This is a genomic window from Ramlibacter lithotrophicus, from assembly GCF_012184415.1.
GTDB classification, from domain to species: Bacteria; Pseudomonadota; Gammaproteobacteria; order Burkholderiales; family Burkholderiaceae_C; genus Ramlibacter; species Ramlibacter lithotrophicus.
Map to the genome: position 1 here is coordinate 60,030 of NZ_VTOX01000004.1, position 12,552 is coordinate 72,581.

A 12,552-nucleotide genomic window follows, 5' to 3' on the forward strand; every position below is an offset into this window, starting at 1 on the left:
GACACCGCGTTCACCCGCATGCCGCCTATCATGGCCGCTCCCCCTCGCACCTGATGACGATGCCAGCTCCCACCCCGTCCTCGATCACCGACCTCGACGCCACCGCCTTGTCGTCCGCCATTCACGCCGGCCAGGTTTCCTGCCGCGAGGTCATGCAGGCGTACCTCGACCGAATCACCGAGGTCAACCCGCGGTTCAACGCCATCGTGAGCCTGCAGGATCCGCAGGCCCTCTTGCGCCAGGCCGACGAGCGCGACGCCCAGCTCGCCCGAGGCGAGTCCATGGGCTGGTTGCACGGGATCCCGCAGGCGATCAAGGACCTGGCGAACGCGGCCGGCCTGCCGACGACGCTCGGCTCGCCGCTGATGCGCGACTTCGTGGCGAAGACCGACGGCCTCATGGTGCAGCGGATGAAGGCCGCCGGCTGCATCGTCGTCGGCAAGACCAACACGCCGGAATTCGGGCTCGGCTCGCACACCTTCAACGAGGTGTTCGGCGTCACGCGCAGTGCCTGGGATCCGTCGCGCTCCGCCGGCGGCAGCAGCGGCGGCGCCGCGGTGGCCCTGGCGCTGCGCATGCTGCCGGTGGCCGACGGCTCCGACTTCATGGGCAGCCTGCGCAATCCGGCCGGATGGAACAACGTGTTCGGCCTGCGGCCGAGCCAGGGCCGCGTGCCGTCCTGGCCGGTGCAGGACGTCTGGGTGAGCCAGCTGGGCACCGAAGGCCCGATGGCGCGCAGCGTGCGCGACCTGGCCCGCCTCCTGGAGATCCAGGCCGGCCACGACCCGCGCGTGCCGCTCTCGCTCGGCGAGCCGGCACACTTCCCGCTGGAAGCCGAGCGGCTCGACCCCAGCACGGTGCGCATCCGCTGGCTCGCGGATCTGGACGGCTACCTGCCGATGGAGCCGGGCATCCTCGACGTGTGCTCGGAGGCGCTGCGCCGTTTCGAACGCCTCGGTTGCGCCGTGACGCCGCTCGCGCTCGGCACGTCGCCGGCCGCGGTGTGGGAGGCCTGGCTGGTGTGGCGTCGCGCGCTGGTAGCCACCCGCATCGCACCGTTCCTGGCGAACCCCGCCAACCGGTCGCAGGTCAAGGCCGAGGCGCTATGGGAGTACGACCAGTCGCGCAGCCTGACCGGGCCCGAGTTCCTCGCCGCCAGCGTGCAGCGCAGCGCCTTCTACCAACACATGCTGTCGCTGCTGGAGCACCACGATGCGCTGGCGCTGCCGGCGGCGCAGTGCTGGCCATTCGACGCGAACGAGCGCTGGCCGAAGGAGATCGCCGGCCGGACGATGGACACCTACCACCGCTGGATGGAAGTGGTGATCTACGCCACCTTCGCCGGGCTGCCATGCATCAGCGTGCCGGCGGGCTTCGACGAACGCGGTTTGCCGATGGGCCTGCAGCTGATCGGCAAGCCGCGCGGCGAACTGGCGCTGCTGCGGCTGGCGGCGGCGTACGAGGAGGCGGCCGCGGACGTTCTCATGCGGCGGCCGTAAGAAGACCCAACAGCCGGACGCAGAAGCCGCAGAAAAGTCAGAAGAATGAATGGAAGAAAAAACCTCCTTCTTCCCTTCTTTTCTTGGATTCTTTTGCGGCTTCTGCGTGTCCTTCGCGCCTTCTGCGTTCGGCTGTCCGCATTCCTTCAAGCGGCCCGCAGGTGCCAGGCCCGCGGCCGCGTGAACGCCTGGATCCCGTACTTCGAAAGCGTCAGTCCCACGCCCGAATCGCCATAGCCGCTCCACGGCAGGCGCGGACTCACCCGGTCGCAGCAGTTCCAGTACAGGCTGCCGGCATGCAGCTGCGCCAGCAGGCCGCGCGCCCGCTCGGCGCTGGGCGTGTAGACGCCGGCCGTGAGACCGTAGCGGCTGTCGTTCATGAGGGTCACGGCCTCCTCGTCGCTCTTCACCTTCTGGATGCCGATGATCGGGCCGAAGCTTTCCTCGCGCATCAGCGCCATCCGGTGATCCACGTTGCCGAACACCGTCGGCTCGTACCAGTTCCCGGGACCGCGCAGCCGGTGGCCGCCGAGATGCAGGACGGCGCCCTTCGCCTTGGCCTCGGCGACCTGGGCGTCCAGGACGTCGAGTTGCGCCGCGCGCGTGATCGCGCCGATGTACGTGTCCTCGCTCATCGGGTCGCCGACCTTGAAGCCTTGCACGGTTTCCACGAACGCTGCGACGAACGCGTCGTGGATGCGCTCGTGGACGTAGATCCGCTCGACCGAGCAGCAGCTCTGGCCGGTGTTGTACATCGCCCCATCGGCCAGCGATTCGGCGGCCATGCGCGGATCGGCGTCGTCGCAGACATAGGTCGGGTCCTTGCCGCCGAGCTCCAGCTGCAGCCGGATGAAGCGCGATCCCACCGCCTGCGCGATCCGCTGGCCGGTGGCGTGGGAGCCGGTGAAGAAGATCCCGTCGACGGCCTGCTCCAGCAGCGCGGCGCCGACGTCGCGGCCACCGACCAGCGGCACGAATACGTCTTTCGGAACGCCTGCCTGGTGCAACAGGCGGGCGATCTCCAGCCCGGTGAGGCTGGCGAGTTCGGACGGCTTGTACAGCACCGCGTTGCCCGTCAGCAGCGCCGGCAGGATCACGTTGCAGCCCACGAACCACGGGTAGTTCCAGGCGGAAATATTGCCGACGACCCCCAGCGGCACATGCTCGATGCGCTCCTTCATGCCGCCTTCGTCGAGCACCGTCTCGGTGGCGACCGCCCGGTCGACCTCCTTGAGGAAGAAGTCGATGCGCGGCAGCAGCCCGTTCAGTTCGTTGCGTGACATGCGGATCGGCTTGCCGGTTTCGCGGGTCATCGTCACGGCCAGCGCCTCCAGGTCGCGCACGACGCCGTCGCGAAAATGCCCGATGCAAGCCTTGCGCTCCTGCAGCGAAAGCGCGGCCCAGCCGGGCTGCGCCGTGCGCGCGGCGCGGGCCCTGGCCGCCACCGAGGCCGCGTCGTCGGCGGGCAGTTCGGCGATGCGCTCGCCGGTGGCGGGGTCGTGGACGGCAAGCTGGGTCATGCTCGTTTCCGCACGGCACGTGCCGCGGCGAGAAAGTCGTCCAGCAGCGCCGCGTCGTCGAGGGTGTCGGAGTCCGGCAGATGGAACTCGGGATGCCACTGGACGGCGGCGGCATACGGCCTGGCCGGGTCGGCGCGGCGGATCGCCTCGACCAGCCCGTCCTCGTTGCTGACGGCTTCGGCGGCGAAGCCGGGCGCGAGCTGCTTGATGGCCTGGTGGTGGATGCTGTTCACCTTGAACGGCCCGGTCGGCGGATAGAGCTGCGCGAGCCGCGTGTCGGGCAGCACGCTGATGGTGTGGAAGTTGCGGTCGTACACGGAGGCATCGCGGTGCACCAGGGCCTGCGGCAACTGGGTCTGGATGTCCTGGTACAGCGTGCCGCCGTAGGCGACGTTGAGCAATTGCAGCCCGCGGCAGACGCCGAACACCGGCTTGCCGCGCCGCTCGAACGCCGCCACCAGTTCGATCTCGTACTCGTCGCGCAGCTTGTCGCCCGACCAGCGCTCCTCGATCGGTTGCTCGCCGTAGCTCAGCGGCGAGACGTCGGCGCCGCCGTGCAGCACCAGCCCGTCCAGCCACTGCGCGTAGTGGTCGAGCGTCACGTCGCCGCGGCGGGTCGCGCCGGTGGGGCTGGGGATCATCACCGCCAGCGCGCCGGTCGACATCACCCAGTGGGTGATGGACTGCTCCACGTACTGCAGCGTCTTGCCGGTGAACAGCGCCCGCGCCGGGTCGGGGTGCATGAAGCACGCCGAGATCCCGATCTTGAGCCGTTCCGCGTCGCTCGCCATGGCCTACATCGCCGCTTCGAAGAACGCGTGGAAGTCGTCGCGCGTGCAGGGACGCGGATTGGTCTGGTGGCAGCCGTCGGCAAACGCGACGTCGACCAGCTTCGGGATGTGTTCGAACGTCACGCCATGCTCGCCGAGCTTGCCCTGGATGCCGATGCGGGCCTTGAGCGCGCGCAGCCATGGGATGAACTGCTCGCCGCCGCCGGACACCCCGCAGACATGCGCCAGCTCCTCGAACTTGGCCGGCACGGCTTCCTGGTTCCACTCCAGCACCGTGTCGATCATGAGCGCGTTCGCCAGCCCGTGGTGCATGTGGCATACCGCGCCCAGCGCGTGGGCGCAGGAATGCACGGCGCCCAGGTCCTTCTGGAAGGCGATGGCGCCCATCATCGACGCCATCATCATGTCGCTGCGCGCGGCGATGTCGCCCGGCTCCCGCACGGCACGCAGCAGCGAGCGTGCGGCGATGCGGGCTCCTTCCAGGGCGATGCCGTCGCAGAGCGGGTGGTACGAGGGCGACAGGTAGCTTTCGATGTTGTGCGTCAGCGCGTCCATGCCGGTCGCGGCAGTGACCTGCGGCGGCAGCGCCAGCGTCAGCTCGGGATCCGCGAACACCGTGCGGGCCAGGATCTTCGGGCTGAAGATGATCCGCTTCAGGTGGGTGTCGTCCTCGCTGATCACGGCCGACCGCCCCACTTCCGAGCCGGTGCCGGCCGTGGTCGGAAGCGCGACGAAATACGGCAGTTCACGCTCGATGGCCCGCACGCCCGGATGGTCCCAGGCGTATTCCAGGATCATCCCTTCATGCGTCGCCGCCAGGCCGACCACCTTCGCGACGTCCAGCGCGGCGCCGCCGCCGAACCCGATCACGCAGTCGGCCCCGTGCGCGCGGAACGCCTGCGCGCCGGCGGTCACCTGCGACGCGGTCGGATTGCCGGCCACCCCGGCGTAGACCGCCGGCTCGAGCCCGTCGAGCAGACTCCTGAACTCGGCCAGCACCGCAAGCTCGGCGAGGCCGCGGTCGGTGACGATCAGCGGCCTCTTCAGGCCCTGCGACTGCAGGTGTCCGGCGACCTCGCGCCGGGCGCCGGGTCCGAACCGGATGGCGGTGGGGAAGGAAAAGCCGCTGATGGTCATGGGGGGTCGCTCCGCTGCGGTGCCATTGTCGGCCGGCCGGGCTCCGGTGTGCCGCCGGGCCTGTGACGAGGCGTTGGGAACCGCACGCTCAGATGATCTCGAAATAGCGCTTCAGCTCCCAGTCGGTGACGCCGTCGAGCCACTGGCGCCACTCCCAGTCCCGGGTCGCCGCGAAGTGGTCGACGAAGCTGTCGCCCAGCCATTCGCGGGCGATATCCGACTCGCGGAAGATCCGGGTCGTCTCGATCAGCGTGCGCGGCGCGCGCGGGACAGCGTCCGCGCCCTGGTTGGTGCCGGTGACCGGCGGCGTGGTCAGCTTCAGGTTCTTCTCGACGCCGTGCAGCCCGGCAGCGATCACCGCGGCCATGGCCAGATAGGGATTCACGTCGGCGCCGGGGCAGCGGGTCTCCAGGCGTGTCGACTTCGGGCTGCCGGCCAGCACGCGGAAGCTGGCCGTGCGGTTGTCGATGCCCCAGGTCGGCTTGACCGGGGCCCAGAAGCCGTCGACCAGCCGCTTGTAGCTGTTGATCGTAGGCCAGAACATCGGCGCGAACTCGAGCAGGCAGGCGACCTGGCCGGCGACGTAGCTCTCGAACAGCGCGCTCATGCCCCGGCTGCTCGTGCCGTCGTGGAACAGGTTGGCCTGGCCGTCCGACAGGCTCTGGTGGATGTGGCCGGAGCAGCCCGGATAGCGGGCGCTCCACTTCGCCATGAAGCTGGGCATGATGCCGAAGCGCATGCCGATCTCCTTGGCGCCGGTCTTGAACAGGATCGCCCGGTCGGCCTGCTCCAGCGCCTCGGAAAACGCGATCGCCGCTTCGTACACGCCGGGCCCGGTCTCCGTGTGCAGGCCTTCGATCGGCACCCGGAACGCCGCCATCTCGTCCATCAGCGCATTGAAGAACTCGCGATGCTGGCTCACCCGCAGCAGCGAGTAGCCGAACATCCCGGGCGTGATCGGCTCCGGCGCGACGCCCTGCTTGGCGGCCCAGCTTTGCGAAGTCTCGCGAAAGTTGAACCACTCGTATTCCATCCCGGCCATGACCTGGAAACCCAGCTTCTCCGCGCGCTTGAGGACCCGCTTGAGCGTCTGGCGGGGGCACACCGGGTACGGCGTGCCGTCGGCGTTGACGAATTCGCCGAGGAAGAAGTCGACGTTGCCGTCCCACGGCACCTGTCGATGGGTGTCCAGGTCCAGCCGCGCCAGCGCATCCGGAAATCCGTGCTGCCAGCCGGTGACCTGCGCGTTGTCGTACGTCACGTCGCCGCAGTCCCAGCCGAACACCACGTCGCAGAAGCCGAAGCCGCTTTGCGCCGCACCCTCGAACTTGTCGCGGTGCAGGTACTTGCCGCGCAGCACGCCGTCGATGTCGCTGCAGGCGACCTTCACCTTCGCGGCGCCGGCCTCGCGGATCGCGGCCAGCGCAGGATGCAGCGGTGGCATGGGGCTCCTTGCGGGAGTGACTGAACAAGCAGTCTGATGGAATTCGGCCCGCGCGGGCGGCCATCGCTACAGGATGAAACTGCTGTCGAGCCTGCTCTAATGCTGCCCATGCACGCCACCTCCCCCCGATCCGCGTGGAACTGACCTGGCCCATCGCGGCGGCCGTGCTGTTCGGAGCGCTGCTGCATGCCGGCTGGAACGCGCTCATCAAGTCCAGCCGCGACAAGGCGCTGGACACGGCGCTGCTGCAGGTGTTGGGTTGCGTCGTCGGCGTGCCGCTGGTCGCGATCGTGGGCTGGCCGCCGGCGCACGCCTGGCCGTACATCGCCGCGTCCGTGGCGATTCACCTTGGTTACTACACGGCACTCAGCCGCGCCTATCACCACGGCGAGCTGGGGCTGGCGTATCCGGTGATGCGCGGCACGGCGCCTTTGCTGGTCGCCCTCTCGACCGCGGCCGCGGTCGGCGAGTCGCCCTCGGCGTTGTCCTGGGTGGGGGTGCTAGGCGTGTGCGCCGGCGTGCTGGCCCTGGGGCTGTCGCGCCAGGCGCTGCAGGCGCCGCGCAGCGTCGGCTTCGCGCTGGCCAACGCCGTGATCATCGCCGCCTACACCATCACCGACGCGCTCGGCGCCCGCGCCAGCGGCGACGCGCTGCAGTACGTGGCGGCGTTGTACGTCGTGCATGGCTGGCCGTTCGCGCTCCTGGTGCTGGCGCGCCGCGGCCGGCGGGTGTTCTGGGAGTACACGCGGGCGCGCTGGCCGCTGGCGGCCGTTGGCGCGCTGGCATCGATGGTGTCGTACGGCATTGCGCTGTGGGCCATGACGCGGGCGCCCGTCGCCACGGTGGCGGCCCTGCGCGAAACGTCGGTGCTGTTCGCGGCGCTGCTGGGAACCTGGCTGCTCAAGGAAGCCTTCACGGCGCAGCGCGCGGCCGGCACCGCGCTGATCCTGGCAGGCGTGGTGGCGTTGCGCCTTGGCTAGCCGCTCAAGCGGCGCGGCCCTTCCGCGGTGACTTGTCGTGCCGGCCGCCGCCCGCGCCATCGCCGCGCGGCGAGCCGTCGGCGGCGGACACGCTATGCCCTTCGCCGAGTTCGTCGAGCCGCCGCTGCAGCAACTGGCGTTGCAGCGGCCGCCCCAACTCCTTCGTGTACCAGGCCACCTCGAATTCCTCGCGGGCGGCCTTCCTGTCCTTGTCCGATGCCATGCGCTGCACGATAGCGAGCGGGTACTTACGTGCTGTAGGAGAGCATTGACGGTTCGGCCCGGACGTCGCTCACTCGACCAATGCGCGGGTGCCTGACGAGCATCAAGGGGCTGCTGGCCGGGCAGCAGCGCGCTGGCTTACCATGTGGGTCATCGTTCGCACAGGAGAGAACATGCTTTCCAGCCTCCGCCCTTCCGCTTCACTCACCGAGGAGGGCCGTGCGGCGGTCCTGGGGGAGGCATGACCATGGGCACACCCGCGGAAATTGCAGCACTGCGCACCCTGGCCCTGGTCGGCCCGGCGACGTCCGGCAAGACCACGCTCGCGGAAGCGCTGCTGTGGAAGGCAGGCGCCATCGGCAGCCCAGGCACGGTGGAGCGCGGCTCCACCGTCAGCGACTGGGACCCGCTCGAGAAGAAGGCGCAGCGCTCGCTCAACAGTTCAGTTCTTCACTTCCGCCACGACGGCGTGCACGTCCACGTGATCGACACGCCCGGTGCGCAGGACTTCCTTGGGCAGTCCCTGCCGGCGCTGGAAGCGGTGGAAACGGCGGCCGTTGTGATCAGCGCCACGGCAGGCATCGAGCCGATGGCCACCCGCATGATGCAGTGGGCGGCGCAGCGCGAGCGTGACCGCCTCATCATCGTCGACAAGATCGATGCCCCCGACATCAACCTCGAGGCGCTGGTGGGCCAGATCCAGGCGGCCTGGGGCCGCGAGTGCCTGCCGCTGAACCTGCCCGCCGCGGGCGGCACCAAGGTGGTGGACTGCTTCTTCACGCGCGAGTCGGACGTGAAGACCGATTTCTCGTCGGTGGAACAGGCTCATCGCGCGCTGGTGGAGCAGGTCGTGGAGGTGGATGCCGGGTTCGTCGAGCGCTACCTCAACGACGGCGACATCGACGCGTCCGAGCTGCACGCGCCGCTGGAACAGGCGTTGCGCGAGGGCCACCTGATCCCGATCTGCTTCGTCTCCGGCCGCACCGGCGTCGGCGTGCCGGAACTGCTGGACGTCATCAGCAAGCTGCTGCCCAACCCGACCGAAGCCAATCCGCCGGCATTCCTCAAGGGCGAGGGCGCGGCGGCCAAGCCGCTGCAGGCGCTCCCGGACCCGAAGATGCACGTGCTGGCGCACGTCTTCAAGATCGCGCAGGACCCGTACGTCGGCAAGATGGGCGTGATGCGCGTGCACCAGGGCACGCTCACGCCGGGCATGCAGCTGTACGTCGGCGACGCCCGCCGCCCGTTCAAGGTCGGCCACCTGCTGACGCTGCAGGGCAAGGAATTCGTCGACGCGACCAGGGCCGTTCCCGGCGACATCTGCGCCATCTCCAAGGTGGAGGAGCTGACCTTCGACGCCGTCCTACACGACGCCGCCGAGGATGACCACATCCACCTGAAGCCGCTCGAGTTCCCGGTGCCGGTGCATGGCCTCGCGATCGAGCCCAAGCGCCGCGGCGACGAGCAGCGGCTGCACGACAACCTGCACAAGCTGGTGAGCGAGGACCCGTGCCTGAAGGTGGAACATGTCGCCGCCACCAACGAGAGCATCGTGTACGGGCTCGGCGAACTGCACCTGCGCACCATCCTCGACCGGCTGACCGAGGTCTACAAGTGCGAGGTGAACACGCGGCCCCCGCGCATCGCCTACCGCGAGACGATCACGGCGCCGGCTGAAGGCCACTACCGCCACAAGAAGCAGACCGGCGGCGCGGGCCAGTTCGGCGAGGTGTTCCTGCGCATCGAGCCGCTGCCGCGCGGCACCGGGTTCGAGTTCGTCGACCAGGTCAAGGGCGGCGCGATTCCCTACAACTTCATGCCGGCCGTGGAAAAAGGCGTGCGCCAGGGCCTCGATGCGGGCGTCGTGGCCGGGTACCCGGTCGTGGACCTGCGCGTCGTGGTGTACGACGGCAAGAGCCATCCGGTGGACAGCAAGGAAATCGCGTTCATCACCGCCGGCAAGAAGGCCTTGCAGGCGGCGGTGCAGGCGGCCCGTCCCAGCGTGCTGGAACCGATCGTCAACATCGAGATCTCGGCGCCGGAGCAGAACATCGGCGACATCACCGGCGACCTCGCCTCGCGGCGCGGGCAGGTGAGCGGCACGACGTCCGCGAGCGGCGCGCTGGCGGTCGTCGCGCAGGCGCCGCTGTCGGAGCTGTCGAGCTACCAGTCGCGCCTGAACGCGCTCACCGGCGGGCAAGGCCGCTACACGATCGAGTTCAGCCACTACGAGGCCGTGCCGCCGAACGTGCAGGCGCAGCTCGCGTCGCAGCACAAGATCAAGGACGAGGACTGACGCGCGCGGAGGCCGTCTTGCGCGTCACGCCGCCATCGAGAGCGGCCTGAGCCTGGAGCTGTGCGGCCGCAGGGCGGCACGCTCGAAGGCGAGCGCGCACGCGAGGGCCTCCTCGCCGCCGCGCGCGGCCGCTTCCATCAACGTGAGGTCGATCACGTCCCTTTGCGCGTGACTGCCGCCGAAGCGGCTGGCCCGGCTGCGCACCGGACGCAGCAGGCCGGCGCAGCGGGCAAAGTCGCCGTGCGCAAAGGCCAGGACGGCCTGCGTCGCAGCCGCCCCGACCTCCCGCGTGAACACCGCGTTGTCGCCGGCGGCCGCAAGCGCCTCGCGCTGCGCGTCGATGACGGCCTGCTGGTCGGCCTCGCGCCCGGCGCCGGCGTACGCCATCATCGCGTGCATGTCGTTGAACGCATAGCGGCCCGGCACGAGCACCGCGTGCCAGCGATCCGCGAGCGGCTGCCAGCGGTCACCGACGTCCACGCCGCGCAACTGCAGGCGCCAGAGCATCGCGCTCGCGTCGAGCATGTCCAGCACGAGGCTCGATCCGGGGCCGCCGATCGCGCGGTCGTACAGCTGCAACGCTTCCTCGGTCTGGTCGAGGGCGAGGTGGAACAGCGCCAGGTGCCACCAGTTGTGGACGGCCAGGAAGCTCTCGTGCGACCAGATCGGGGCATTGGGGCGCAGCCATTCGACACCGGCGGCCGGCTGGTCGGTCATTTCCAGCACATGGGCCACGGCATGCCAGGCCCAGCTGTCGCGTGGCTGCAGCTCGACCGCGGCCCGCCCGTGCTTCTCGGCCGCCGCGTAGTCGCCGCTTTCCTCGAGGCCGAAGGCATACATTCCGAGCACGGCGTGAAAGCCTTCAGTGCCGCGCTGCCAGGCCGGCAGCGCCCGCGCGATGCGGTCGCGCAGCATGCGCGAGTCACCGGTGAAGAAATCGATCTGATGCCCGGCCTGCAGCGCCACCAGGTCCAGCGGCTCGCGAGCGCTCAGATCTTCCAGCAGCAGCCCGGCCTCGTACCACCGGCCGCGCGCGAGGGCCGTCACCGCCGCGAGGTGGCGCTGCTCGCGATCGTTGGCCAGCAGTGCTCCGGCCGCCTGGCAGCATTCCAGCGCCGCCGCGTTGCCGGCAGGTTCGGTTCCGAGCAGGTTCAACCAGGCCTTGAGCAGCCAGGCCATCGTCATTGCGGGGCTGGCGGCGATCGCCCGGTCCGCGGCGGCCAGCGGGTCGCCGACCAAGCAGGCCAGCTCCCGCTGCGCGTCGCGATAGGCCGCTGCGCTCTCCGCGCTGGCGCCTGACAATGCCAAGCCCTGGTTATCGTCCATGAGACGCTCCTTGCGCGACAGCGCTGCCGGCCTCGCCGGCGCAGAGCCGCAGTGTGCCGCCGCGGAAGGCAGGCGCAGGGATGAACCTGCCAACAGGAGTGTCATTGCGCTGCCGGCGCCGGCCTGCGGGCACCGGCAGCGGCCGCGCCCCGGTTTCACGGCAGAATCGGTGCATGAAAATCGAAAAGGACACGGTCCCCACCGTGCAGTTCAGGATCGCCGACGACAAGGGCCGGCTGGTCCAGGACAGCCGCGACCCCATGGTCTACCTCCACGGCGGCTACGACAACACGCTGCCGAAGATCGAGGAAGCGCTCGAAGGCAGGGAGCCCGGCTACCAGACGGTGCTGGCGCTGCAACCGGCGGACGCCTTCGGCGAGCGCGACGAGTCACTGACCCGCACCATTCCCAAGAGCGAGTTCCCGCCCGGAGTGAAGGTCGGAGGGCAGCTCGACGCCTACACCGACGACGGCCAGCCGCACACTTACTTCGTGAGCAAGATCAAGGGGGACAAGGTGCTGCTGGACGGCAATCACCCGCTGGCCGGCAAGGCGCTGCGCTTCCACCTGAAGGTGGTGTCGGTGCGCGCCGCCACGGCCGAGGAAATCGCCCACCGGCACGTGCACGGCGAGCACGGCCACCATCACTGAGGGAGAGCGGCCCATGCGGCTGAAGATGGCGCAGAACTCGCTGTTCGCGGTGCTGCTGCGTTCCTCGTGGTGGATCAGCCTGGCCGTGGCGCTGGTCGTCGTCGGGGCGTCTCGCGCGCTGCTGCCGTCCGACTACTGGGTGTTCGGCGCGATGGGCGCCTTCCCGTTCGTCGTCATCGCCGGCATCGCGCTGGTCAGGCAGTTGCGCCGGCCGAGCGAACGCCAGGTACAGGCGATCCTGGAGCGGGTGCGGGCGATGAACTGGCGCGAATTCTCCCAGGCGCTGGACGAGGCCTTCACGCGCGACGGCTGTCGCGTCGAGCGCCTCGAAGGCGGCGCCGCCGACCTGGCGGTGACCCGCGGCGGCCGCACCGCGCTGGTGGCGGCGCGGCGCTGGAAGGCCGCCCGCCACGGCGAGGAAGGGCTTGCGGCACTTCATGCCCAGATGCGCGAGCGCGACGCGAGCGAGTGCACCTACATCGCGCTGGGCGAACTGAGCGCCAACGCCCAGCGCTTCGCCCGCACCAACAACATCAAGGTGCTGCAGGAGGACGGGCTGGTGCAACTGCTGCGGGCGCTGCCGGCGCGCTGAGTCAAATCAAACCCAACAGCCGAACGCAAAAGCCGCAAAGGAGACGCAGCAGCCGCAGAAAAGCCCATTTCAAGAACAGAAAAGGCGCCCATGGC

At 69.6% G+C, this 12,552-nt stretch carries 11 protein-coding genes; 5 read left to right on the top strand and 6 right to left on the bottom strand.

Features of this window, described 5'->3' with window-relative positions:
* Positions 1-59: 59 nt before the first annotated feature.
* Entirely contained in the window at positions 60-1,499 is a 1,440-nt protein-coding gene (locus RAMLITH_RS12695) for an amidase (RefSeq protein ID WP_337786148.1), read from the top strand.
* 146 nt (positions 1,500-1,645) lie between these two features.
* On the opposite strand, the gene RAMLITH_RS12700 is transcribed toward RAMLITH_RS12695, so the two are convergent.
* The 4 genes from RAMLITH_RS12700 to RAMLITH_RS12715 all read right to left on the bottom strand — a co-directional run bounded on the left by RAMLITH_RS12700 (position 1,646) and on the right by RAMLITH_RS12715 (position 6,391).
* Positions 1,646-3,019 carry an aldehyde dehydrogenase family protein gene (locus RAMLITH_RS12700; RefSeq protein ID WP_168107796.1) on the bottom strand — a complete coding sequence of 458 codons (1,374 nt, stop codon included), beginning with the start codon at positions 3,017-3,019 and terminating at the stop codon, positions 1,646-1,648.
* Positions 3,016-3,810, bottom strand: a complete 795-nt coding sequence (locus RAMLITH_RS12705) for a gamma-glutamyl-gamma-aminobutyrate hydrolase family protein (protein WP_168107797.1) — start codon at positions 3,808-3,810, stop codon at positions 3,016-3,018. The genes RAMLITH_RS12700 and RAMLITH_RS12705 overlap by 4 nt, the downstream gene beginning before the upstream one ends.
* Before the next feature lie 3 nt (positions 3,811-3,813).
* Positions 3,814-4,947 (bottom strand): iron-containing alcohol dehydrogenase, encoded by a 1,134-nt coding sequence (locus RAMLITH_RS12710; protein WP_168107798.1) that lies wholly within the window; start codon positions 4,945-4,947, stop codon positions 3,814-3,816.
* 88 nt (positions 4,948-5,035) lie between these two features.
* Complete coding sequence (locus RAMLITH_RS12715) at positions 5,036-6,391, bottom strand: glutamine synthetase family protein (RefSeq protein ID WP_168107799.1); 1,356 nt, start codon at positions 6,389-6,391, stop codon at positions 5,036-5,038.
* Positions 6,392-6,525: 134 nt separating this feature from the next.
* Here RAMLITH_RS12715 and RAMLITH_RS12720 point away from each other — a divergent pair, with 134 nt between their 5' ends.
* A complete protein-coding gene (locus RAMLITH_RS12720) occupies positions 6,526-7,371 on the top strand; it encodes an EamA family transporter (protein WP_168107800.1) in 846 nt (281 codons plus the stop codon).
* A gap of 4 nt (positions 7,372-7,375) precedes the next feature.
* Here RAMLITH_RS12720 and RAMLITH_RS12725 read toward each other — a convergent pair whose 3' ends face one another.
* Entirely contained in the window at positions 7,376-7,594 is a 219-nt protein-coding gene (locus RAMLITH_RS12725) for a hypothetical protein (protein ID WP_168107801.1), read from the bottom strand.
* Between the two features lie 240 nt (positions 7,595-7,834).
* Between RAMLITH_RS12725 and fusA the strand changes: the two genes are divergently transcribed.
* Positions 7,835-9,889 (top strand): elongation factor G, encoded by a 2,055-nt coding sequence (fusA, locus tag RAMLITH_RS12730; RefSeq protein WP_168107802.1) that lies wholly within the window; start codon positions 7,835-7,837, stop codon positions 9,887-9,889.
* A 24-nt stretch (positions 9,890-9,913) separates the two neighbouring features.
* Here fusA and RAMLITH_RS12735 read toward each other — a convergent pair whose 3' ends face one another.
* Entirely contained in the window at positions 9,914-11,215 is a 1,302-nt protein-coding gene (locus tag RAMLITH_RS12735) for a tetratricopeptide repeat protein (protein ID WP_168107803.1), read from the bottom strand.
* Positions 11,216-11,388: 173 nt separating this feature from the next.
* On the opposite strand from RAMLITH_RS12735, the gene RAMLITH_RS12740 reads away from it, so the two are divergent.
* Both RAMLITH_RS12740 and RAMLITH_RS12745 read left to right on the top strand, forming a co-directional pair.
* On the top strand, positions 11,389-11,865 hold the full coding sequence (locus tag RAMLITH_RS12740; RefSeq protein ID WP_168107804.1) for an FKBP-type peptidyl-prolyl cis-trans isomerase: 477 nt from the start codon (positions 11,389-11,391) through the stop codon (positions 11,863-11,865).
* 13 nt (positions 11,866-11,878) lie between these two features.
* A complete protein-coding gene (locus tag RAMLITH_RS12745) occupies positions 11,879-12,457 on the top strand; it encodes a restriction endonuclease (RefSeq protein ID WP_168107805.1) in 579 nt (192 codons plus the stop codon).
* Positions 12,458-12,552: the final 95 nt, after the last annotated feature.

Excerpts from the sequence above, each read along its gene's own strand:
- RAMLITH_RS12695 (WP_337786148.1), top strand. The coding sequence starts at position 60 with ATGCCAGCTCCCACCCCGTCCTCGATCACCGACCTCGACGCCACCGCC.
- RAMLITH_RS12700 (WP_168107796.1), bottom strand. The coding sequence starts at position 3,019 with ATGACCCAGCTTGCCGTCCACGACCCCGCCACCGGCGAGCGCATCGCC.
- RAMLITH_RS12705 (WP_168107797.1), bottom strand. The coding sequence starts at position 3,810 with ATGGCGAGCGACGCGGAACGGCTCAAGATCGGGATCTCGGCGTGCTTC.
- RAMLITH_RS12710 (WP_168107798.1), bottom strand. The coding sequence starts at position 4,947 with ATGACCATCAGCGGCTTTTCCTTCCCCACCGCCATCCGGTTCGGACCC.
- RAMLITH_RS12715 (WP_168107799.1), bottom strand. The coding sequence starts at position 6,391 with ATGCCACCGCTGCATCCTGCGCTGGCCGCGATCCGCGAGGCCGGCGCC.
- RAMLITH_RS12725 (WP_168107801.1), bottom strand. The coding sequence starts at position 7,594 with ATGGCATCGGACAAGGACAGGAAGGCCGCCCGCGAGGAATTCGAGGTG.
- fusA (WP_168107802.1), top strand. The coding sequence starts at position 7,835 with ATGACCATGGGCACACCCGCGGAAATTGCAGCACTGCGCACCCTGGCC.
- RAMLITH_RS12735 (WP_168107803.1), bottom strand. The coding sequence starts at position 11,215 with ATGGACGATAACCAGGGCTTGGCATTGTCAGGCGCCAGCGCGGAGAGC.
- RAMLITH_RS12740 (WP_168107804.1), top strand. The coding sequence starts at position 11,389 with ATGAAAATCGAAAAGGACACGGTCCCCACCGTGCAGTTCAGGATCGCC.
- RAMLITH_RS12745 (WP_168107805.1), top strand. The coding sequence starts at position 11,879 with ATGCGGCTGAAGATGGCGCAGAACTCGCTGTTCGCGGTGCTGCTGCGT.